This window comes from Streptomyces sp. NPDC052910 (assembly GCF_055585605.1).
This window is the reverse complement of record NZ_JBVJJR010000016.1, coordinates 1-20,608: the sequence shown is the minus strand read 5'-3', so window position 1 is coordinate 20,608 and position 20,608 is coordinate 1. Positions and strand designations below refer to the sequence as shown.

General features: G+C 72.1%; 21 protein-coding genes. 12 read left to right on the top strand and 9 right to left on the bottom strand.

The features are described from left to right. Positions 1-2: 2 nt before the first annotated feature. Complete coding sequence (locus ACZ6X9_RS32605) at positions 3-1,097, top strand: hypothetical protein (RefSeq protein ID WP_469781649.1); 1,095 nt, start codon at positions 3-5, stop codon at positions 1,095-1,097. 33 nt (positions 1,098-1,130) lie between these two features. Here ACZ6X9_RS32605 and ACZ6X9_RS32600 read toward each other — a convergent pair whose 3' ends face one another. Then, the gene (locus ACZ6X9_RS32600) at positions 1,131-2,570 is read right to left on the bottom strand and encodes a transcriptional regulator (protein WP_469781648.1); all 1,440 of its coding nucleotides are present in this window, start codon (positions 2,568-2,570) and stop codon (positions 1,131-1,133) included. 291 nt (positions 2,571-2,861) lie between these two features. Between ACZ6X9_RS32600 and ACZ6X9_RS32595 the strand changes: the two genes are divergently transcribed. The 4 genes from ACZ6X9_RS32595 to ACZ6X9_RS32580 all read left to right on the top strand — a co-directional run bounded on the left by ACZ6X9_RS32595 (position 2,862) and on the right by ACZ6X9_RS32580 (position 6,449). Continuing rightward, complete coding sequence (locus tag ACZ6X9_RS32595; RefSeq protein WP_469781647.1) at positions 2,862-4,094, top strand: SIR2 family protein; 1,233 nt, start codon at positions 2,862-2,864, stop codon at positions 4,092-4,094. A 108-nt stretch (positions 4,095-4,202) separates the two neighbouring features. After that, positions 4,203-5,528, top strand: a complete 1,326-nt coding sequence (locus ACZ6X9_RS32590; RefSeq protein WP_469781646.1) for a UDP-glucose dehydrogenase family protein — start codon at positions 4,203-4,205, stop codon at positions 5,526-5,528. Positions 5,529-5,578: 50 nt separating this feature from the next. Beyond that, positions 5,579-5,905, top strand: a complete 327-nt coding sequence (locus tag ACZ6X9_RS32585; RefSeq protein WP_469781645.1) for a MazG-like family protein — start codon at positions 5,579-5,581, stop codon at positions 5,903-5,905. Positions 5,906-6,014: 109 nt separating this feature from the next. Further along, on the top strand, positions 6,015-6,449 hold the full coding sequence (locus ACZ6X9_RS32580; RefSeq protein WP_469781644.1) for an NUDIX domain-containing protein: 435 nt from the start codon (positions 6,015-6,017) through the stop codon (positions 6,447-6,449). Between the two features lie 71 nt (positions 6,450-6,520). Here the strand turns inward: ACZ6X9_RS32580 and ACZ6X9_RS32575 are convergent, their stop codons facing one another. Both ACZ6X9_RS32575 and ACZ6X9_RS32570 read right to left on the bottom strand, forming a co-directional pair. Then, complete coding sequence (locus ACZ6X9_RS32575) at positions 6,521-7,831, bottom strand: hypothetical protein (protein ID WP_469781643.1); 1,311 nt, start codon at positions 7,829-7,831, stop codon at positions 6,521-6,523. Between the two features lie 65 nt (positions 7,832-7,896). Further along, positions 7,897-8,592: a hypothetical protein gene (locus tag ACZ6X9_RS32570; RefSeq protein ID WP_469781642.1), complete on the bottom strand. Its 696-nt coding sequence runs from the start codon at positions 8,590-8,592 to the stop codon at positions 7,897-7,899. Positions 8,593-9,917: 1,325 nt separating this feature from the next. Here ACZ6X9_RS32570 and ACZ6X9_RS32565 point away from each other — a divergent pair. Further along, positions 9,918-11,180 carry a replication-relaxation family protein gene (locus tag ACZ6X9_RS32565; RefSeq protein ID WP_469781728.1) on the top strand — a complete coding sequence of 421 codons (1,263 nt, stop codon included), beginning with the start codon at positions 9,918-9,920 and terminating at the stop codon, positions 11,178-11,180. Between the two features lie 189 nt (positions 11,181-11,369). Here ACZ6X9_RS32565 and ACZ6X9_RS32560 read toward each other — a convergent pair whose 3' ends face one another. Then, positions 11,370-11,924 carry a hypothetical protein gene (locus tag ACZ6X9_RS32560; RefSeq protein WP_469781641.1) on the bottom strand — a complete coding sequence of 185 codons (555 nt, stop codon included), beginning with the start codon at positions 11,922-11,924 and terminating at the stop codon, positions 11,370-11,372. Positions 11,925-12,291: 367 nt separating this feature from the next. Here ACZ6X9_RS32560 and ACZ6X9_RS32555 point away from each other — a divergent pair, with 367 nt between their 5' ends. Both ACZ6X9_RS32555 and ACZ6X9_RS32550 read left to right on the top strand, forming a co-directional pair. Then, the gene (locus tag ACZ6X9_RS32555; RefSeq protein WP_469781640.1) at positions 12,292-12,615 is read left to right on the top strand and encodes a hypothetical protein; all 324 of its coding nucleotides are present in this window, start codon (positions 12,292-12,294) and stop codon (positions 12,613-12,615) included. Between the two features lie 241 nt (positions 12,616-12,856). Further along, positions 12,857-13,048, top strand: coding sequence for a helix-turn-helix domain-containing protein (locus ACZ6X9_RS32550; RefSeq protein ID WP_469781727.1), 192 nt, complete (start codon positions 12,857-12,859; stop codon positions 13,046-13,048). Positions 13,049-13,210: 162 nt separating this feature from the next. Here the strand turns inward: ACZ6X9_RS32550 and ACZ6X9_RS32545 are convergent, their stop codons facing one another. Beyond that, on the bottom strand, positions 13,211-13,582 hold the full coding sequence (locus ACZ6X9_RS32545; protein ID WP_469781639.1) for a DUF6233 domain-containing protein: 372 nt from the start codon (positions 13,580-13,582) through the stop codon (positions 13,211-13,213). Positions 13,583-13,974: 392 nt separating this feature from the next. Further along, entirely contained in the window at positions 13,975-14,466 is a 492-nt protein-coding gene (locus ACZ6X9_RS32540) for a hypothetical protein (RefSeq protein ID WP_469781638.1), read from the bottom strand. A gap of 83 nt (positions 14,467-14,549) precedes the next feature. Between ACZ6X9_RS32540 and ACZ6X9_RS32535 the strand changes: the two genes are divergently transcribed. Next, positions 14,550-15,413: a hypothetical protein gene (locus tag ACZ6X9_RS32535; protein ID WP_469781637.1), complete on the top strand. Its 864-nt coding sequence runs from the start codon at positions 14,550-14,552 to the stop codon at positions 15,411-15,413. A 23-nt stretch (positions 15,414-15,436) separates the two neighbouring features. Here ACZ6X9_RS32535 and ACZ6X9_RS32530 read toward each other — a convergent pair whose 3' ends face one another. Next, on the bottom strand, positions 15,437-15,652 hold the full coding sequence (locus ACZ6X9_RS32530) for a hypothetical protein (RefSeq protein ID WP_469781636.1): 216 nt from the start codon (positions 15,650-15,652) through the stop codon (positions 15,437-15,439). 201 nt (positions 15,653-15,853) lie between these two features. Here ACZ6X9_RS32530 and ACZ6X9_RS32525 point away from each other — a divergent pair, with 201 nt between their 5' ends. The 3 genes from ACZ6X9_RS32525 (at position 15,854) to ACZ6X9_RS32515 (ending at position 17,035) form a co-directional block, all read left to right on the top strand. Continuing rightward, positions 15,854-16,012, top strand: coding sequence for a hypothetical protein (locus ACZ6X9_RS32525; protein ID WP_469781635.1), 159 nt, complete (start codon positions 15,854-15,856; stop codon positions 16,010-16,012). 261 nt (positions 16,013-16,273) lie between these two features. Continuing rightward, positions 16,274-16,489, top strand: a complete 216-nt coding sequence (locus ACZ6X9_RS32520; RefSeq protein ID WP_469781634.1) for a hypothetical protein — start codon at positions 16,274-16,276, stop codon at positions 16,487-16,489. 360 nt (positions 16,490-16,849) lie between these two features. Then, on the top strand, positions 16,850-17,035 hold the full coding sequence (locus tag ACZ6X9_RS32515; RefSeq protein ID WP_469781633.1) for a hypothetical protein: 186 nt from the start codon (positions 16,850-16,852) through the stop codon (positions 17,033-17,035). Positions 17,036-17,113: 78 nt separating this feature from the next. On the opposite strand, the gene ACZ6X9_RS32510 is transcribed toward ACZ6X9_RS32515, so the two are convergent. Both ACZ6X9_RS32510 and ACZ6X9_RS32505 read right to left on the bottom strand, forming a co-directional pair. After that, positions 17,114-19,981, bottom strand: coding sequence for a helicase associated domain-containing protein (locus tag ACZ6X9_RS32510; protein WP_469781632.1), 2,868 nt, complete (start codon positions 19,979-19,981; stop codon positions 17,114-17,116). A gap of 42 nt (positions 19,982-20,023) precedes the next feature. Beyond that, positions 20,024-20,608: hypothetical protein (locus ACZ6X9_RS32505; RefSeq protein WP_469781631.1), on the bottom strand; the 585-nt coding region annotated here is incomplete at its 5' end.

Below are 20,608 nucleotides of genomic sequence, written 5' to 3'. Positions count from 1 at the left end.
TGATGGAGCATCCGGAGGGCTGGGAGGCCCGGCACCGGCAGGCATATGGAGAAGACCCCTGGACCCGGGTGCAGCGGCTGACGTGGGCGCTGACGCGAAGGGCCATCGGCTGGGACCCCGAGGACATAGAGCGGATCGATGAAGACGGCGGGGTCATCCTCGACCCGCCGGAGGCACGACGGGAGCGGCTGACACGGTGGATGCCGGCGGCGCGGCTGCTGGCGCTGGCGGTGTGGCGTGCCGCGCGGGACTCGGGGGTCCTGGTTGACGACGTGCCGCTCGAAGAGCCACTGGGGTGGCTGGGCGGCGCTCGCCACGGGGAGCTATACGCGGACCCGCTCCCCTGCTGGAAGTCCTCGCTGCCCGGGGGGTGGGCCAGAGTGCAGCAGCGCGAGGAACAGTTGCTGGAGTCGGCGCGGTGGGTCGCGACGTGGCACCTGATGCAGGACCTCCGGGAGAACGAAGCGCTCGCCGAGAGCGACGACGGCATGCCCCCGGACGATGGCACGCCCCCGGCGGTCCTGCTGCTCGGCGACCGCTGCCGGGCGCTGGCCTCCGGCCCGTACCGGGATGGTCACCGGCCCCGGTGGGCCAGCAGCGTCGACTTCGCCGTGGAGGCCCTGGACTGGGCGTCGGAGGAGCTACGAGCCGGGCTGTGGCCGCCGGGGCCGGCCGCTCGGCACGCCGCGGCGGTTCTGCACCCCAGTCTCACGGCCGAGCCGGATGCCCCGCCTCTGCCGGCCGGGGTGACGGGGGCGACCTGGATCCAGCGAGCGGTCCGCCTGGCCCACCTGCACGCCACAATCGGGGTGGTGGTAGACCACCATGGCGCGTCCGGGGAGATGTCCGCCCACCCTCGCTACCCCTTCGGATCCGCGCTCGCCGCCGCCATGATGGCGCTGCGGGAGATCACGACCACCGTCCGCGAGCTAGAGGAGCTGTGGGGCCGCCGCGACGACAACGTCGGCGTCGCGGCATGGGAGCGGGCCCACTTTCCGGTCGCCATACGCGAGCACGTCCGCGCGCTCGAGACCATGGTCACCAGCCTGTCAGCGCTGTGCTTCGACATGAACATGGACCCTGACGAGGCACATTGACGGCTTGCCGTAGGGCCCCGCCGGGAGCCGAGGTCAGGGCCGGGCCGCAGCGAGTAACTGCTCGCGGAGATCTCGTACGGCCGGTACCGCCTCACGCGGCTGGGCTTCGCGGGCGAGGTCGAGGAAGCGGCGGCGGACGCGGGCGGATTCGACATGCGAGCCGATGGCCAGGGCGCGCAGGCCGGTCGTGCAGGCGGCCTCGAGGTCGTCGACGACCAGGAGCGCACGGGCGGCGGCGATGGCGTCGAAGGCGCTGGAGCGGGCGCGCGCGGAGTCGCGCTCGGCGGCGGCGGTGCTCAGCAGTTCCAGGGCGCTGCCGGCATGTTGGGGTTGGCCGCTGGTGCGGGAGAGGAAGAGCAGGACTTCGCCGAGGGTGGAGCACAGCTCGGCGTGGTCGAGGTAGGCGATGTACTCGGGCCGTTCCTCGACGGAGTGCTCGTGGAAGATCTCCTGGGCGTGGCGGATGCTGCGCAGGGCCTCGGGGCTGTCGCCTTGGAGGGCGGCGAAGCGGGCGCCCAAGGCGTAGAGGCCGGCACGCAGGACGGGGTGGGCGTCGTTGCGGGTGCCGTACAGGGCCAGGGCGATGCAGTCGGAGGCGAGGTCGGGCCGGCCGAGGTAGCCCCAGATCCGGGCGAGGCACTGCAGGAGGTGGGCTATGACATTGCGGTCGCCGCTCTCGCGGGCGGCGTGGACGGCCATGGTGAGGTAGCGGATGGCCGCCGGCCACTGGGCGACGTCGTGGGACATCCAGCCGACACAGCCGGCGAGGTCGGCGAGTTCGCGGAAGAGGAGCCGGCCGGTTGCTTCGGTGTAGTGGCCGTCGCGGATGAGGCCGGTGGCCCAAGCCAGTTGGCCGGTGGCGGAGTGCAGGGTGCTGCCGCCGCCGTGGCGGTTGTCCAGCAACCGGAAGGTGCGGGTGTAGTCGGCGATCCGTGCGGCGTCCCCGGCGCCGAGCCGGGGCCCTCGCGGCTGGTGGACCCGGGGGAGGGCGTGGGAGGGGGCGTAGGCCCAGGTGTCCAGCGCCGGCAGGAGCCGTTCGGGCTCGTAGGGGATTCCAGGACGCTCCTGCTCGTCGGTGTGCGGGGTGGGCACGGCGGTGGGCTGGGTGCTGTGCAGGAGGGCGGCGGAGGTCATGTGGGCCAGGTCGGTGAGGAGGGCGGCGGGCCCGCGGAAGCGGGTGAGGTCCTCGGGGTCGGCGTCGGCGAGACCGAGGTCGGCTGCTGTCAGCCGCCGGCCGCACTTGGCTGAGAAGACGGCCGCGAGCAGCTCGGGGACGGGCGGGCGCGGCCTCTCGCCGCCCAGCCAGCGCCGCACCCGCGACCCGTCGGGGCGGACGTGCGGGTAGCCGGCCCGTCCTGCTTCCCGGGTGACGGCGGCGGCCAGGCCCTTCTTGGTGAAGTCGCAGATGCGGAACCAGTAGGCGAACGCACTCTCGCCCGGCCGCGGCTCAGGCTGGGGAACACCGGACGGCATGGCGGCCTCCGAGGAAATGGCTGCGCTGGAACCCTCACCGGCGACAGTAGGGCACGGCAGCCCGCCCTCGGTAGCGCCCCCGGTGGTCCGCCCCCCTTCGCTCCCCCCGGCCCGCCCGCCCGACGCTGGCCCAAAGCGCCGCGCACGCGCCCCCTGCCTCCGCTCATCCGGCGCCGCGCACACTCCCGGCACGAACAAGGCACGCCGCCCCAACGGGTGAACCCCGGCGGGCGTGACCATCGATAGCCCTGCCCTGGCCGCGAGCGGCCGTGGGCAGCAGGGGAGGACTCCGTGGACATCCCGTACACCGTCGTGGACCAACTCACCCCCGACCAACTGCGAAAGTGGAAAACCTACTTCGGCGACGCCGACCGCCCGCGCTACATCGAGGAAGGGATCTGGCGCCGTACCCAGGAGAAGGCCACGGCAGGCCCTTCCGGCTGGAGCGGCGAGGACGACGCCCGACGCCGGGTGATCCACTACCGCTACCGGTACGGCCTGGTGCCGACCCCCGCCGCGCCCGCGATCGCCCTGCAGGACCTCTACCTCTACCACTCGGCGACCGCCCCCGCCGCCGAGATCGCCGCCCACGAGGACGGCGTCCACGAGGCGCTCGCGGCCGGCGGCTGGAAACAACAGCCGGGGCACACGATGTGGGCGCGCCGCGACCTGCGGTGCCGGATCACCGCGCACCTCGTCCACCCCCAGGACGCCGCAGCGCGCCGCATCCTGCCCGCGGGCTACCGGAGCTTGGACGTGCGCATCACCTCCGCCGGCTACACGCCGCCGCCTGCCGTACGGCAACTGCCCTGGGACGTCCTCGCCTCGGGGATCCGCGTCAAGGACCGGCCCGGTACGCCGACCACGGTCGAGGACTTGGGAGTGCTGGCGGACTTCCTGCCGTTCCAGGTGGAGATCGGCTGCGGTACCTCGGTGGAGGCCGGCATCCCGCCGCTGCACCGGCTGCACGAGATCTACCGGGTCACCGACCGGCAGGACGACGAGCCGCGCGAGCACCGCTTCACCCTCTCCCCGGCCGCCGACCCGCTGCTGCGCGAAGTCCTCGAGCGACCGGAGGAGAAGACCGCGGAGTTCGTCGAGATGTTCAAGGCGTGCTTCCTGGCCGAGCCGACACCGGCGCTGCACGCCCTGAAGGACCTCCAGGACGCCGGGCACCTGGCCGGCCCGGTCATCACACACAACTTCGACGTGCTCGCCGCGCGGGCGGGGTTGGGGGAGTGCTTCATGCGCCGCTACGACCAGGCCGTCCCGGACGTGGCATGGGCCGAGGATGCGAAGGCGCTGCTGGTCGTCGGGCTGCACGCCGACCGCCGCAAGGTCCAGGCCCGCGCCCGCGAGCGCGGCATGAAGGTCGTCTTCCTCGACCCGGAGGGCTTCTGGCACGGCGGCCGGTTCCTGCCCTACCCGCTGGAAGGGCCGCAGGACGGCGACCTGGTGTGCCGCAAGAGCGCCGAGGAGGGCTTGCCCGAGCTCGTCAACCTCCTCGCGAAGAACACCAACTGACCTACCTGCACCGACCGCTCCCGGCCGGACGCGAGCGCTAGCGTGGCGCCCCGCGACCGGCCCGGGACCGCCGGGCAGGCCAGACCAAGGGAAAGGAACGCCGGCACCATGCGCGTATCCGTCATCGGCTGCGGCCACCTGGGCATCCCGCACGCCGCCGCGATGGCCGAGATCGGCCACGAAGTCCTCGGCGTGGACCTCGACCACATCAAGATCGACCGCCTCAACGCCGGTCACTGCCCCCTCTACGAGGACGGTCTGCCCGAGCTCCTGGCCACCCACACCGCATCGGGCCGCCTGCGCTTCACCACCGACATCGCCGAGGCGGCCGCCTTCGCCGACGCGCACTTCCTCGCCGTCGGCACCCCCATCGACGCCGACGGCCGCAGCTACGACACCGGCCAGGTCTTCGGCGCCGCCCGGGCCCTCGCCCCGCACCTGCGGCGGCCCTGCGTCATCCTCGGCAAGTCCACCGTCACCGTCGGCACCACCCGCACCCTCGCCGCCCTCGTCGCCCGCATCGCCCCCGCGGGCAGCGACGCCGAGGTCGTCTGGAACCCCGAGTTCCTGCGCGAGGGCCACGCCATCGAGGACACCCTGCGTCCCGACCGCATCGTCGTCGGCGTCTCCTCGCAGCACGCCGAGGACGTCGTCCGCCAGGTCTACGCCCCGCTGTTGGACAACGGGGTCCCGCTGTACGTCACGGACCCGGCCACCGCCGAGCTCATCAAGGGCGCCGCCAACGCCTACCTCGGCATGAAGATCTCCTTCATCAACGGTGTCGCCGACATGTGCGCCGCCGCCGGAGCCGACATCACCCAGCTCACCGAAGCCATCGGCCTCGACCCGCGCATCGGCCGCGGCGGCCTGAACGCCGGCCCCGGCTACGGCGGCGGCTGCCTGCCCAAGGACGTCCGCGCCTTCACTGCCTCCGCAGAATCCCTCGGCGCCCTCGACGCCGCAGCCCTCCTGCGCGCCGCCGAGCACCTCAACGAATCGAGGCCCGCAGCCGCCCTGAGGCTCATCGAGGAGACCCTCGGCCGGCCCGTCGCCGGGAAGCGGGTCACGGTGTGGGGCGCGTCGTTCAAGGCCGGCACCGCCGACGTCCGCGAATCCCCGGCCCTCGCCCTGGCCACCCTCATGCACCAGCGTGGCGCCGTTGTCACCGTCCACGACCCCCACGCGGTGCCCGCCGCCCTCGCCCGCCACCCCCACCTCGAGTACGACCCGGACCTGGAGACCTCCGTCAAGGACACCGAGCTCGTCGTGCTGGCCACCGAATGGACGCACTTCCGCGACGCCGACCCCCAGCACCTTGCTGCCCTCGTCGCCCGGCCCGTCCTGGTCGACCTGCGCAACCTCGTCGACGCCGACACCTGGCGCGCCGCCGGCTGGACCGTACGCCAACTCGGCCGACCCGCCACCCACCCCTAGTTCCGCCGGCCCCCGCCGCAGGGCCGGACCATGTGATCGGGAGGACCGTCATGGACAACCTGTGGGACAACATCACCAAGCTCTCCGCCGTCTGCCGCAAGGCCGGTGAGCACCTGCCCGAAGCCGAGCTGACCAGCCTCCAGGTCGGCAAGGTCGCCGAGGAAGCCGGCGAGGCCATGCACGCCCTGCACGGCCTGAAGGGCCTGACCACCTGCGGCGACGACCACGGCTGGACGGAGGTCCAGAACGACCTCGTCGGCGCCGTCATCGCCGCCCTGCTCGCCATGCACTACATCGACCCCGACGGTGCCAGCACGACCTTCAACGAGATCTTCCACCGGCGCACCCGCCGCGGCCGCGAAGCCGCAGCCGCCTGACTCGCAGCACCCCCACCGGCGGCCGTGCCCACGAGGCACGGCCGCCGGCCCGTGTCACGCTCCCGTCCCCGCCACCACGACGGGACGATGACACCGGAAAGGGGAAGAAATGACCGACACCCAGCCCCCGGCACAGGCCGCCGCCCTCCGCACCGGGGTCTCCGCACTGATCACCAACCGGCGGGGCGAGTACCTGCTCCACCTTCGCGACGACATCCCCGGCATCTGCTGGCCCGGATACTGGGCCCCCGTCGGCGGCCGACCCGACCCCGACGAGGCACTCGACGCGGCCATCGCCCGCGAGCTCCAGGAAGAGACCGGCCTGACCATCCCGCTCACGGCCTTCACCACCGTCGACCAGAAGAACGCCGACCATCTCGGCAAAGGCCCCATCGCCATCTACACCGGACAGTGGGACGGCGACGCCCACGCACTCCCGCTCACCGAAGGCATCATGCTGCACTTCTTCCCCACCACCGTGTTGCCGCGCCTCCGTCTCCCCCCGTGGTGCCGAGAGGCCATCCAGCTCCATCAGGGCTCATAGGCCGAGAGCGGAACCCAGAGGTTGCTTCGGCCACCCTGCCAACCAGTGCTCCCAGCTCGCGAGAGGCTCTCTTACCGGCCGCCGAACAGGTGACGCAGCACGCCGCGCAGCCCATGCGGGCGTTGTTCGGGGAGCGGCGCAGGTGGTGCGGGCGGTGGGTACGGCGGAAGGGCCGGTACGGCCGGCGGCGGGGGCGCGGTCGGCGACGCGCTCGGAGGAGCGGATGGGGACGAGGCCGGTTCGGGCGTCGGAGCGGGCTCTGTACGGGCCGGGGGTGCCGCAGACGCCACAGGGGAGTCGTGCCGGTCGCTGGGCGCGTCCGGCACCTGACCTTCCATCGGGACGGACGCCGCGGGCGGACCCTGGACGGTGTCCTGCTGCTCCGGTGGCGTCGGTTCTGTGAGCCGTCCGGCGTCGGCGGCCTCCGTGCCGATGGATGGGGAAGCGGACGTGTGGCGGGCGAAGTACAGCTCCCGGGCGTTCTTCCTGCGCCAGCGGTACCGGCCCTCCTGGCCGTTGTAGAGCTCGTCCATGACCTGGTGCGCCTGGGCGGGGTGGAAGACGGCCCGGGTCCTGGTCATCGAGGCCAGCGGTATCGGCACCAGACCCCAGTAGTCGGCGTCCGGTGAAGGCGCGGGCTTGCTGATCCGCCAGTCGTCCCGCGGGTCGCGCCGCCGGGGCCATCGTGGCCAGTTGGTCCAGTCTTCCCTGGCTCTGGCGGTGTGCTGGAAGGGGTGGATGCCGTAGGGGACGAGGACGAGTTTGCCGTCGAGCCAGTACACGTGTCCGCCGGCGCTGATGATGGCCTGCTGCTGTTCGTTGGGTGCCAGAGTGTCGTGGGCGGTGTCCTTACCGCCGAGCCGCACAGTGTGGGTGCCGAGCTTGCCGAACTGGTCTCGGTCCTTCTTCAGGAACCACACGTGCCGCTCGACACCGTGATGTTCACGGACGGCCCGGACGCGGCGACGCACTACGTCGGGGCCGGGCAGAGGGCCTTGCGGTCGTTCGATGGCGATGGTGGTGTCACCGCAGCGCGCGATGACGACCGGCTGCAGTCCCGACGGCCCGCCCTTCTCCTCGCCGACGATGTCGACCGTGCCGGTGAACCCCGGGATCGCGCGGACCCAGTCACGGAGCTGGATAACCACCTCGATCTCCGCATCGACCTGCTGCTCCCGCTCAGGGTTGGCGCAGTCGGCGCCGTCCTTGTGCGCGAAGTACGGCGAGACCTTCGCGTCCGGCTTGTATCCCTTGAGCATCACGGGTTCCCAGCAACCCAGGCAGGCGTAGCGGTCGTCCGCGAGGCCGCCCGGCAGCCCCGCTACCCCGTCCTCGACCCATATCAGCCGGTCCGTGACGACATCCCAAGCACACTTCCCCATATCAGTGATCATGCCGGTACTCCGCGTATCCGAACAGACCTTTTCCGCCGGGCGGCCGGTCGCCTTCAGCCGGTGAGCCCCTTGTATCCGGGCCCGAGGCCGCGGCGCCGGCCGGTGCGCGCGCTGGCGGAGGGGCGGCGGCCGAGCGCGGCGACGACGCTGCGCGCAGCGCCGGGCGTGAGCCCCGCGCTGACCTGTCCGGAGGCGAGGACGCGCGCGTACGCGCTGGGTCCGTGGACGACGAGCACCTCGGCCAGGGCGGCGGCCGCAGTCTCGGCCGGCCCTTCACCCCACCCTTCTTCGGCGTTCCGTGCCTGGTCCGGGACCTCATTGCGTTGTACGAGCAGCGCGGCCAGGGCCTGCGCGTCGGCCGGGTCGAGGGTCACGGTGACCAGCGCCGCTCCGAGCTGGTGGACGCGATGCCGGGCGATGCCGTGCCCGGTCAGCGCCTGGCGCAGCGCCGTGCTCGTCCCGGCGGAGCCCCGGCCGTCGTCCTGCGGGCCGTCGCCGTTCCGGGCGTGCTCGACGCGCTCCAGGACGGCGGCCGCGGCGACGGGCACGACGGACAGGATCTCCGCGCACTCCGGGTCGAGCTGCGCGAGGGCGCCGGCGAGCACCTCCAGGGCGGCGGCCGCGTCCTCCACCGCGCCCGCGCTCCAGCTCTCCGGGGCGGCGGCATCGGCGAGCGCGCACGCCGCGACGACGGCCCGATCGGCCAACGATTCGAGCCCGCTCGCCTGCTGGCCGGGCGTCAGTTTCATGTTCTCCCCACGAGAGATGACCGCGCCCACGCGCGCACCCAAGATCCCATGATGACGGCCTTCACCACCGCTCTCCGCCCGGGCCGCGGCATCCAGTGCACGGCCGTGGTGTCCGGCGCGCACTCGGTGCGGGCGGTGCGGTGCATCGAGTGCACCGCGATGCGCACCGGCGGTGCACCGCACCCCGCGTCCCGCCCGGGTGTGCATCGGGTGCACCGCACCGAGTGCGCCGCATCGTCCGCACCGATGCGGCACGAGGTCACGAAGAGTGAGGCGGCGCGGTGCGCTCGGCGGCTGGCCGCCCCCTTGACCAACCCCTTGTCCGCGCGGTGCCGTACCCCTTGACCAGGTCCTGCGGTACGCGCGTTTCCCCTTGACAGCGCCCGCTAGAGGGCCTGTATGTCCGGGTATGCGTTCACGATGCGCGCCGTGGTGCGGTGCGCACCCGGTTCCGGGAGGCGGTGCGCCGCATCGTCACGATGCGTGATCCGGTGCGGCCGGGGATGCGCCGCATCGTATGCACCGCGATGCGCGCTGGCTGTACTGCGCACCGGGCACACCCGCGCACCGCACCGCCCGGTGCGCACCGCATACGCTCGCCCGCCGCACTACATGAGGGGGCAGGCGCACCGGGTGCGCACCGGCCGGTGCGGGGTGCGCATCGAGGGCCTGGCCCACGCCGACGGCCTCCAGCTGGTGGTGGATGTCGGCGACGTCCTCGGTCTGGGGCATGGCAGCTCCGGGTGGGCGGGCGCCGCGCTGATCCCGGCGGCCTCAAATCCGAGCCCGGCGGGGCCGCGCCTGGGGACAGGGGAAGTGCTCGGGAAGGGAGAGTTCTCTACCTTCCGGTTTCATCCGATGGCGGCCTGTGGTGGGTTGTGTTGCTGGTCACGGACAAATCGGCCGTGCAAGGGGTGAAAGGGGGTGTAGCGGGGCGGTGTTGGGGCTGGGGTAGCGACTTGGACCAGACGTTGGTCAAGGGGTGCCTCGTCACGGTGGCCGCCGGTCCGTGCGTCACGGCGTGCGGGCCGGTCCAGCTGATCGAACCGGCCGCCGGCCGGAGAACCGAGGATCCGATGACCGCCATCAACCCGCCCGAGCAGCTCCGCCCATCCTCCGCGGACAACCCCGCCGAGCCGCCTGCCGCCGATGTTCCCGACCCCTCCGCAGACCCCTCCATCGCCCCCTCCGCGCCCCCTTCCCGGGAACTGGACGTTTCCGCAGGTCAGGCCCGGCGGTCAGGGGGGCGCCGCAGGTCCGACAACCCTCATGTTCAAAGGAGTCCTCAGCACAGGAGGACTTCGACCGAACCTCGACGCAGGGAACTGCTGCAAGCGCTGGGGATCTTTCAGCGGGCGACGCCCGATCAGCTGTGGAAGCTGACTCGCCCGGAGAACCGGCACGACCGGCTCACGCGGGACAACCTCCTGGATCTGGAGGACCACCACCTGGTGAGGATCGAGTCGGTCCAGGACGACCAGCGACAGGTCTGGGTGCTCACCGCCCGAGGACACCGCGAGGCGAAGAAGCTGCTGGAGCCGAAGGGCATACGGATCTCCGCGCTGCGCAAGGAAGAGTACGACCTGGTCACGGGGGAGCTGCTGGGGACCGGCTACGACGACCACGCCGCGGCGGTCACCTCGACGGCCGCCGAACTGCACCGCGCCGGGATCGGCCACCGGCTCGGCTTCGCCACCGAGATCCCGCACCGGCTCGGCAACGGCTACGTCCAGCGGGCGGACCTGATGGTGCGGGCGCCGGCGGCCGGGGTGCCGGTGATGCTGATGGAGATCGACCGCCGCACCGAGGACGCCCACGACCTCGTAAACAAGCTGCGCCGGTACTGGGAGTGGGGCCGGCTGCTGTCGCCGGACGCGGACGAGAAGACGGTGCGCCTGGTCCGGTCCCGGCCGGACGCGATCGAGAACGTCGACCACGAGAAGCGGCTGTGGCGCCGGGTCTACCCGCCGACCGGCCGCGAGGGCCTGGTGCCGCTCGCCTTCGTGTTCGCCGACACCACCGCCGCGAAGGTTGCCAACACCGTCGCCGTGCTGGAAGAAGCCGGTCGCCGTTACTGGGCGCCGCGCCGGTACGAGACCTATCACGACGGGATCACCGCCCGGGACTACGGCCAGGCGGTGCCCGTCATCGTCACGACCCTGGAGCAGCTGAAGGAGCACGGCGCAGGTGCGGCGGTGTGGCGGCGGCTGGGACGGAGAGGCGAGCAGACGCTGACGGCCGCGCTCGACAACCCCGACGGCGACGTCCTCTACCGCCGCCAGGTCGCCCGCGCCGACGCGGAGGAGAAGCGGCGCCGGGTCGCGGAACGGGAAGCGCGACGGCCGGTGTGCTCGCGGTGCGGGGCGAAGTTCACCGACCAGCGCTGGGAGGAGACCACCGCGCGGAGCGGTGCGTGGAAGGCCGGCGACCTGTCCGTGTGCGGGACGTGCCACGCCGACGATGTCGCCCGGGAGGAAGCCGCCGCCGAAGCCGTCCGCGAGCAGGCAGCCTTGCGCCCGGTGCCGGAGGAGGACCGCGGCCAGGAGCCGGGCAAGCCCCGCCGCGGCCTGTTCCGTCGGCGGACCTGACCTGTAAGCCGAAGGCGACTCTGGGCAAGCTTCCCCCGGCGGGGGATTGTCCAGAGTCACCGCTCGGTGCTGGGCGGGAGACCGCGCACCGATATCTGGCCGCCCGGCGAGTGCCCTTCCTCGTGCCGCCCGTCCGACGTCCGGCCCCTGGGGGCGTACTCCAGGGGTCCTCGGGGTCGCGTTGCCGGGTTAGCGGAAGTAGGTGCGGAGCCAGTTGGGGATGCGGCTGGTGTGGGAGCGGGCGCTGGTGAGCATTTCTTCGGCTTCGCCGACGGTGGTGGTGAGGCGGCCGAGGTGGTCGGGGGAGAGGTTGAGGCGGGCTTCGAGGAGGATCATCAGGGCGCGGGCGGTGTCGGCGGCGGCTTTGATGAGGGGGTCGGTGTCGGGGAGCTGGTCACGGATGGTGCGGAGGTCGACGGCGATGTCGGAGGCGCGTCCGTACCAGACGAGTGCGAGGGCTTCGGGGCGGTCGTCGCCCTCTTCGACGGCTTGGACATGCAGGCGGTTGAGCGCGGGCAACTGCATCGTCGCGCCGTCGGCGATGAGGTCGGCCTTGGCTTTGTTGGCGATCTTGGTGGCGCGGGCGTAGATCGCGGTGGCCAGGGCGGCTTTCGAGAGGGTCTCGTTCGCTCCGTCGGGGAGGTAGTGACGCGGTGTCCCGCCGAGGGTCTTCAGTGTCTTGGCGAGGTCCATGGTGCCGGGCACGACGGTCGGATCCGGCCGCGATTCGGGCAAAACAGTCATAAGGGTGGACTGTAGCGACTGCCGGTCGGGTCGCGCGGTTACCGACCGGATGGGCCGCCTGCGCCCCGCGCTCGTATCCCGGCACGCCCCCGCCAGCAGCACGTTCGACCGCGCCCGGGCCAGGGTCCCGGAGTCGCAGTCAGCGGCCTGATGGCGGCGGGCCGGGATTGGTGCTCCCGGGGTCCGGCCGTGGTGTTCAGCTGTCCCGATCCCGGTGGCTCCTGGAGAGATATGGCCGCTGCCCCTCTCGCGGTGTTCGGAGAGGTACGGCATTCTCGGTCGGATACCGGCTCGGCCCGTACGGGAGGGGAGTGGTCTGGTGCTGTGGTGGGTGGCGGCCTTATGGGGGTTGTCCGGCGCGGCTGCGGTGGAGGGGCTAGTCCTGTACCGCGCGATCCACCGGGTCAAGGACTTCCCCTGGCGCATGGAGGGCGAAGTCGTCTTCGCCGCCTACCTGGCCTCCGTGGTCATCCGGGTCGTGCTGGGCGGTGGCCTCGCGGCCGCCTTCGGCGCGTCGGCGCAAGTCGCCGGCCCGCTCGGTGCCCTCGCGGTCGGGATCGCCGCTCCGAAGATCGTTGAGCAGTTCCTCCGGCAGGGCTTGGCCCACCAGGCAGTGGAACCCCTGCCACAACCAGCCCCCAGCCCGCCCGCGGCCAACGCTTCCACACAAGGAGGGTCTGGTGCGGCCTGACTCCTTCGGCTCTCAGCTGTGCGCCGCCCTGGCGCGCACCACTCCGGCTTTCCGGGAGGCCCCCCGCCCTGCCCGTCCGGGCTTCCTCCACCAGCTCGCCGACGCCCTGGCACGGGTCACCCCTGCCTTCCACAGCGCACCGGTCACCGCGCAGCCGCCCCGCCCCGACGGTTCCCCTGCGGCCCAACCCGAGCCTGGCACGGGGCAGCGCGATCCGGAGGACCGGCCCGGGCCCGGACCGTTGTTGCCGGGGTACAAGGGGCAGCTGCTGACCGTCGCGGAAGTCGCCTCCATCATGCGCGTGTCGAAGATGACCGTGTACAGGCTGGTACACGGCGGGTACCTCCCGGCCCTCCGCGTAGGGCGCTCTTTCAGGGTGCCGGAAGAGGCGGTGCACGACTATCTGCGGGAGAGCCTGCACACCGTGCGCTGAGTCACCGGCCGCGCCGAGTGCAGGCCGCCTGCGCGGCCCCTCGCCGACGTCCTCCTGCCAGCAGCAGCCGCTCGCCGTTCACAGGCTCCTGGATACCGTCGCCCGCGACGAGGGACGCCGCCCTCATCCAGGCCGGACTGCCCGTCGTCGCGGCCGAGAGGTCTACGAGCCCGTCGCTTCCGCCTGCTGTAGCCGCAGGTGCGGTTGGCACCGCGGGCATGGCCGGACTCCCTCTTCCACGAGAATCAGGCGCGCCTCCTTGGTGGACAGCAGGGAGCCACTGCCGCTGGCCTGCGGGCAGTCCCCGCGGTGCAGCACGCCGCCGCCGGTGCCGGGCCGGCCTAGGACGAACCGCCACCACTTCAGCTCATGGCCGGCAGGCGTCCGGTCGGCTGCGCTGCTCGGCGCCGCGCGGCGCTGTTCCAGTTTCCGGATCCTGACGTCCACCTCCGCGAGCTGATAGCGCAGGTAGGTCTGCAGCACCCGGAGGCGGTCAAGGTCCGGGGGGTACAGATCCGACATTTTCTCGTTCACGCGTTCGATTCTATGTCGGGGGTCGGGGACGTCGCGCTGGTCACCTACCTCGAGGCTGGCAGGGCCGCGAGACCCTCGTCAGCCGCCGTCGACCAGCCACGCCTCGGCCCCACAGGTTCCGCCGCTTCCCGTCCGGTGGCCCGCTCACCAAGCGAAGGCAGGCTCCACAGTGGCTGGAGGAGGGCCTCCCAGCGGGGGCCGAAGGTGTGATCGGAGGTGGGGGATGCCCAGAGCGGACACCGGGTGTTCTCGCAGACCAGCTCCCCTGGGCAAGCCCACCGACGGCGGCGACTCCTCTTCCCCGCGCGCGATAGCCAAGGGGAGAGATCGCTCCAGCCGGCGGCCGCGCGGACGCCCGGGCAGACCGAGGCTGTCGGCGAGCGGGCGGGTAGTCAGCTCCAGGGGACGGAGTGGGGCGCGGGCTCGGCGGCGGCCGATTCGGCGAACAGCATCAGGTGGGTGGCCAGCCGCACCGGTGTGTGAGGATCGGCCCCGGCCGTGCTCTTGGGGCCGAGGGCGGGTGCCAGGAGCATCACGGCCTTGCTCATGTCCCGGCACGCATCCCCCACCCTCGCGGTGGGACCGGGCGGCCAGGCGTCGGTGGTCACCCCGAGTTCGTCCGCCGCGCCTGCCAGCGCCGTGTACGCGTCGGTGAGGCGCGCCGGCCGGTCCTGCGGCAGACCGATCCGGGCAGGTGCGAGGGCGTAGACGACCAGGACGTGGTCGCGGGCCTGCCCGATCAGCTCGCGCGCCTCTCCGAGTGCGCCGCCTGCTGCTTCGTGCGCGCCGTCAGGGCCCGGCTCCTGGACGGCGTCCGTGGCGTTGAGCGAGGCGTGGGCGCGGTGCAGCAGTGTGCCGACACGGCCGAGAGCATGAAGGTCCATGCCTGCTCAACGCCTCGGCTCCGGCCCGGACACCCCCGGGCCCCTCTCGCCGTCCGGTCGGGAGGAAGGGTACAAGTACCGGTATGGCGCGTGAGCGGGTGCGGTGGCCGGCCGTGGTGGACCGGGCGCGGGAGATCGTGAACGGGTACGCACCAATGAAGGTCACGTTGCGCCAGGTCATGTACCGCCTGGCCTCCGAGGGGACGCTGCCGCACACGGCGCCGATGTACCGCCGGTTGTCCGCGCAGCTGGCCAAGGCCCGCCGGGAGGGCCGGTTCCCCGACTTGATCGACACCGTCCGGGAAGTCCACGTCCTGCCGGCCTGGACGGGCGCGGACGCGTTCCTCGCGGAGATGCCCGACTGGTTCCGCCTCGACCGCACCGAGGGCCAGGAGCACGCCCTGTACGTCGCGGCGGAGAAGGACACCCTGCGCCAGCAGCTGACCGGCTGGCTCGCCGACGCGGGTATCCCGGTCCTGGTGGTCCGCGGCTTCGGCTCGCAGTCGTACGCCGACGTCGTCCACGACCGCGTCACCGCCGACCCGCGCGCCGCCGTGCTCCTGGTGGTCGGCGACTTCGACTGCTCCGGCGAGGACATCGAACGGGACTGGGTGGCGCGCACGGGCTGCTGGAGCCACACCGAGCGGGTGCTGCTGACCTACGAGCAGGTGCGCGCCTACGGGCTGCCCGCGACCGAGGGCAAGCGCGGTGATCCGAGGTGGCCGGCCTTCGCCCGCCGCTACGGCTTCGACCCCCGCCGCCCGGTGCAGTGGGAGGTGGAGGCGCTGGAGCCGGCCGAACTCCGGCGCCTGGTCCTCGCCGCCGTCGACCCGTACGTCGACCGTGACATCCTCGCCCGGCAGATCACCCGCGAGGAAGAACAACGCCGCGCCCTGGCCGCCTTTCTGGACGGCTGGGACGCGGCGGGCGGGAGAGCACCCTCGTAGTGCTGTTCCGGCGCGGGGGGCGCTCAGGCGGGTGCCGGTGCCGGGCGCAGCGCCGCGAGCGGGGAGCGCCGGCCTTTCTCCACCGCGCGCAGCTGCTCCCAGTCGACCTCGGGGTGGGCGGGGACGATCGCGTCGACGGACGCCGTGGTGTAGAGCGCGACGTCGACGGCCCCGGCCCGGCTCGTGCCGAAGCGGACCTCGATGGACTGCGGTGAGCGGATCCAGCCGAGCCGGACCATGTGGTCGAAGTCGGCACGCCGTACTCGGAGCGGGCGGCGGCTTGCTCGGGTCCGAGCGGGGTGTCGGCGGCGACCAGGTCCGCCAGGTCCTCGCGGCGGCAGACCTCCGTGACCTGACCGGGGTGGTGCAGGGACCCGTCCGGATTCGTGCTCAAGTCGACCAGGAGGCCGCGGTCGACGAACCGCCGCACCACGAAGGCCGTGACGTTCGCCTTCTCGCCGTACGCCGTCGGGTTCGGTGTGCCGAGCGCGTCGGCGATCCGGTCCGCCGCCGCGCCGCCGCCGATCGGCGGGGACGGCATCGAGGCCCGGATGGCGTCGGCGTCCAGTGCCTCCACAGCGGCCCGGGACCACTGGTAGGACGACGCGTCCGGGTCGGGGATGAGGCCGGTGTGCCGGGCCCACCGGAAGGCGGCTGCGGGGACCTTGAGTCGCTTGGCGGCCTGGCTCGCGTCGTACTCGGTTCGTCGCATGAGATCACCTCTCGCTCGTTCGCCGGAAGCGGCGGGACAGAACATGACAGAACACACGAAAAGCTGTCAATACCTCCTGGAAATAGGCAAGTTAACCGCGCGTCGATAGGGCTGCGCCCGCGTGCGCGAAGGAAAATCACCCGTCCGGGTGCCGCCCCAGACCGGCCGGACCGCCGTGGCGAGGGGCGGCCGTAGGCCCGACCATGCCGGGCCCCGCGACACCACCGCTTCGCGCCGCCGCCTGCTGCTCCTGTCCGTACAGCTGTGGTGGCACCCCTACTGGGAGACCGTCCCCTCGGTGCCGGCGGCACGGTCCGAGCTGCGCCACCTCGCCCGCGCCCACGGAGCCGTCCGGGCCGCGTGACCGGTCGCCCCGGTCGACCAGGAGCACGAAGGTGGCCAAGGATGGCACTAGGTATTGCGCGGCCCGCAGAACCGTCTCCGTCCGCGCAGGTCACCATGCGCTTTGCCTTGGTCGACTTGCTGACATCCCTGGTGCGGCTGCTCTGCCAATGCCCCTTGGCTGGAGAGAGACGGGCGGGATAGGCGGCGCGGCCGCGGCCGGGGGGCCGGGACGCGCTCAGCCGGCTGGGGCAGCCGCGCTTCGCCGTCAGCCCGGCGCCGGAGCGGGGACGGAAGTCGCCAGCGACCCGATGTTGTCCTGCCGATGCTGAGGGCCACCAAGAGATGGGGCGGGAGAGTCCCGCCGGATGGAGGTACCGCTGTGATCGTCCGACTCCTGGGTGGCCCGCTCGCCGGTCGCGTGTTGGAGACCACCGATGCCCCGTGGGCCGGGGACTGGCTCACGGCCGGTGACGCCGACTGGGGCCTGTATGTCCCGGTGCACCGCGACCCGGTGACCGGCGTCGTCCTGGCGGAGGTTCGGGTCACCATCCCGCGCCGCCGGTAGCAGCCCGCCGGTGCCGTGACATGCGAGACCCCGGGCCCTGTTCGGCGGGCCCGGGGTCTCACGGCGGCGGAGGAGCGGTCAGAAGTCGTCCCCGTAGCCCTCCCGCTCGGAGGGCGGCCCGAACCGCTTGATGGACCAGCAGGTGCAGTTCCCGCCCTCGTACAGCTCCTTGTCGCACTCTTCGTGGTGCTCCCGCACCGACCGCTTCGTCGGGGCCGTCGACGGCGCGGACTGCGGAGCGGGCGGCTCTGGGGCAGCCTCGACGGCCGGTACCGCGCCCGCCCATTTCATGCCCAGCGCGGCGAGGGCGTTCCGCTGTTCCTGGGTGAGCTTGTCCCGCCGGCTCTTGGTGTTCGAGACCCACACGCCCAGCTTCACGGCGACTGGCTCGTCCTGGCCGTCGACCGTGATCTCTTCGATGTGGCCGCGCGGCACCGGGCGATCGGGGCCTTCGCGCTCCACCCACTGGGCGAGGGCGGCCAGGCCCCGTTGGAACGCCTGCTGCGCCTTGCTCGGTCCCTTTGCTGTACGCCTGGCCGCCGGGGCGGGAGACGGTTCCTCGAGCGGTTTGATGCCCAGCAGGGTCAGCCGTTTCTGCTGTTCGGGCAGGAGCTGTGCCCAGGTGGCCGGCTGCTTTTGCTGCTGGAGCCATTTGCCGAGGTCGTCGCCGTCCATGAGCACGCCGGGTGCGATGTCGGGCAGGTGGCCGTCGGCGTCGACCAGGTCCGCCAGGACGCGGTAGTGCCGCTGCCAGTCCAGCGGCCAGGGGCAGGCCCAGTCAGGGTCGATCTCCGTCAGCTGCGCCGCGCGGACGGCGGCCCGCTTCGGGTCCTTGCCCAGGCCGTTCTTCGCGCCCTTGCGCCGCAGGTTGGCCATGTGCTGCCCGATGGGCACTTCGGTTCCGTCGGCGGGGTCGGTCCATACCGCGTCCTGGCGGGGTGCGAGGTGGCCGTGGGCGCGTCGGTAGGAGCGTAGTACGGCGCGTTTCTTCTCCCATGCTTCCTCGCCGGGTTCCCAGACCATCCCGGCGTCGTCCAGGAGTTCGTAGCGGTGTTCGTCGAGTTCGCCGGCGCGGTATGCGCGTCGCTGTTGGTGCTCCCATCTGCCCAGGGGGAAGACGGTGACGCCGAGGTCCACTTCGGTGTCGTAGGGGATGGCGTAAGGGCCGGTGATGCCATTTTCTTGACGCCAGCGCTGTCGGGCTTGGTAGCCCTCCAGCCAGACCAGCGATTCCGGCCGGTAGACCCGGGTGCGCAGGAAGGCCGCGATCGTCGCCGCGTCCCGGGGGGTGGAGAAATGCAGCAGGGCCGATTCGGCGGCGGCGTCGGTGCCGTCCTGCTCCTGGGCCTCGCCGCCGCTCTCGCCGTCAGTCCCGACGATGCGCCCCTCTTCGTCGCGCCGGACGTGCACCTTGCGCTTGCCGCTGGTGAGGGCACGCGAGGCGAGCTGCTCGACCAGGCGCTCATCATGCGAGCGCAGGCCCTGGAGGACGGCTACGAGAGGGCGGAACGAGGCGCTGGCCACCATGTCGGTCGGGTCCTCGCCGGGCTGGAGGAAGACCGGCACGATGATGCGGGCGATCTTCGTGCTGCCGTCCCGGTTGGGCCGCAGGGCCCGGCCGATGTTCTGGACGATCTCGACCTGGGAGCCGCGGGTGTCGGCGAAGCAGATCGCCTCGACACCGCGCTCGCCGGTGATGTCTACGCCCTCCCCGAGGACCCGCACCGAGGCGAGGAACGCCCGGTGCACGCGCCGGTTGTTCGCGTCGATGCCGTTGGCGAACTGCCGCAGGACCTCGCGCCGCTCGGAGACGAGGTGGTCGCCGCACAGCCACGCCGACCAGACCCGGTCCGGTGGGACGTGCCGGCCGGCCTCCAGCTCGTAGAACTCCGCGTCGATCGACGACGCCGGCAGGGCCTCCGCCTTCGCCAGGTCCTCGTCGGAGACATCGTTGACGTACAGCTCGGCCGCGGTCTCCGGCAGCTTCTCCGCGAACGCCATGGCCTCCTCTACCCGCTGGTGGAACGTCATCACGGTGCGCAGGTTCCACCTCGCGGCGTGCTCGAGGAGCGCGGTCTGCAGGAGCGCCATGCGTCGGCCCCGCAGGGCCTCGTCCGATTCCCCGTAGACGGGGGAGGGGTCGCGGATTTCCAGCACGTCGATCTCGAACGGGGCGAGGATCGCGCGCTCGATCGCTTCCGAGAGACCGAGCTCGGCCAGCCACGGTCCGTAGGTCTCCGAGTCCTGGCCCATCGAGGCGATCTCAAGCTCCTGGCCGCCGGCGCCCCTGCGCGGCTGGGGCGCCGCCAGGATCCGCGGGGTCGCGGTCAGGTAGAGCCGGAAGTCGGCGGGGATCCGCTGGTTGTCGTGGATCGCGGCCCACGGCCGCCCCAGGTCCCCGGCCGTCCCGTGCGCCTCGTCCACGATCGCGAGGTCGAAGCCCGCCAGCTGCTGCCCGTACAGCCGGTCCCCGCCTGCCAGAGCGGCCTCCAGCGGCCCGCGGACCTTCCGCTGACCCTCGGGGGCGTCGATGTCCTCGCGGTCCACCAGGGAGGCGTACGTGGCGAACACGACGACCGGTCCCGTCGCGGCCCACAGGGCGAGCTGGATGGGGTTGGTGGTGGTGCGCACCCCGAGCTCGTTCAGCACCGGGTCGTTCTCCAACGAGCACACCGCCACCATCGGGGCCCGGTGACCCACCAGGCGCCACGCCTGGGCGGTCTGCACAAGGAGATCCAGGGTCGGGACGGTGACGAGGATCCGGCCGTCCGGGAAGCACTCCAGCGCGCACGCGGCGGCCGTGATCGTCTTACCCGAGCCGGTTGCGGACACGATGGTGCCCCGCGCCCCCCGAGCAGACACAGGCGATCTTGCAGGGAATCCAACCCACTTTCGGAACGCTGACTTCTGGTCTACCTGGTGTTCCCGAAGGTTGATAACCGGCATTACGAAAACTCCTCCACCCAAGATTTCTACCGTTTCGGGAATTCACCGAGTCGGTGTGAACGGTGGTACGGAAACCGTACCGTCCTCGTGCACCACGATTCGCTCGGTGAGCTGCGCGAGGGCCTCGGCCGGCCGGACGCCAGCCCGGGCGGCAGCGGCCCGGATGAGTCGGCTGGACCCGGCGGTCAGCCACAACTCGGTACGCAGCTCATCCGCTGCTTCCCGCCGCCGTGCCGCGAACCCCGCGTGCGCGTCCAACGCGGCCTGGCGCCGGGAATCGCGCTCCCGCGCCCACTCCGAGCCATGGGCATCCTGCTCTGGCTCATAGACGTCCCACCCGGACCGCAGCATCAGGTCCCTGACGCGGCGCCACTCCACATGCTTAGCGGCCCAGATAGCAGCCAGCCGCTCAGGATCCGACGCGAACTCCGACGAGTATCCACCCTGGCGCACTTGCCTCCGAGTCTCCCGCTCACGGACAGCCGCTTCCACGACCCGCTGCTCAACCTGAGCAGCATTCAGACGCTCACCGTGGCGCCGGACCGAGTCCCGCGCCACGTCCTCAGCGTTCCACATCTTCATTCCCTTCACGGCGCGGGCGATCAGTCCGCCCCGGGGATGGTTGGA

What these genes read in the sequence shown, in the direction of transcription:
- ACZ6X9_RS32530 (WP_469781636.1), bottom strand. Translation starts at nt 15,652, where the DNA reads ATGGTCCGGCTCGGCTGGATCCGCTCACCGCAGTCCATCGAGGTCCGC.
- ACZ6X9_RS32590 (WP_469781646.1), top strand. Translation starts at nt 4,203, where the DNA reads ATGCGCGTATCCGTCATCGGCTGCGGCCACCTGGGCATCCCGCACGCC.
- ACZ6X9_RS32600 (WP_469781648.1), bottom strand. Translation starts at nt 2,570, where the DNA reads ATGCCGTCCGGTGTTCCCCAGCCTGAGCCGCGGCCGGGCGAGAGTGCG.
- ACZ6X9_RS32535 (WP_469781637.1), top strand. Translation starts at nt 14,550, where the DNA reads ATGGCGCGTGAGCGGGTGCGGTGGCCGGCCGTGGTGGACCGGGCGCGG.
- ACZ6X9_RS32580 (WP_469781644.1), top strand. Translation starts at nt 6,015, where the DNA reads ATGACCGACACCCAGCCCCCGGCACAGGCCGCCGCCCTCCGCACCGGG.
- ACZ6X9_RS32560 (WP_469781641.1), bottom strand. Translation starts at nt 11,924, where the DNA reads ATGACTGTTTTGCCCGAATCGCGGCCGGATCCGACCGTCGTGCCCGGC.
- ACZ6X9_RS32510 (WP_469781632.1), bottom strand. Translation starts at nt 19,981, where the DNA reads ATGCCGGTTATCAACCTTCGGGAACACCAGGTAGACCAGAAGTCAGCG.
- ACZ6X9_RS32585 (WP_469781645.1), top strand. Translation starts at nt 5,579, where the DNA reads ATGGACAACCTGTGGGACAACATCACCAAGCTCTCCGCCGTCTGCCGC.
- ACZ6X9_RS32540 (WP_469781638.1), bottom strand. Translation starts at nt 14,466, where the DNA reads ATGGACCTTCATGCTCTCGGCCGTGTCGGCACACTGCTGCACCGCGCC.
- ACZ6X9_RS32575 (WP_469781643.1), bottom strand. Translation starts at nt 7,831, where the DNA reads ATGGGGAAGTGTGCTTGGGATGTCGTCACGGACCGGCTGATATGGGTC.
- ACZ6X9_RS32570 (WP_469781642.1), bottom strand. Translation starts at nt 8,592, where the DNA reads ATGAAACTGACGCCCGGCCAGCAGGCGAGCGGGCTCGAATCGTTGGCC.
- ACZ6X9_RS32605 (WP_469781649.1), top strand. Translation starts at nt 3, where the DNA reads ATGGAGCATCCGGAGGGCTGGGAGGCCCGGCACCGGCAGGCATATGGA.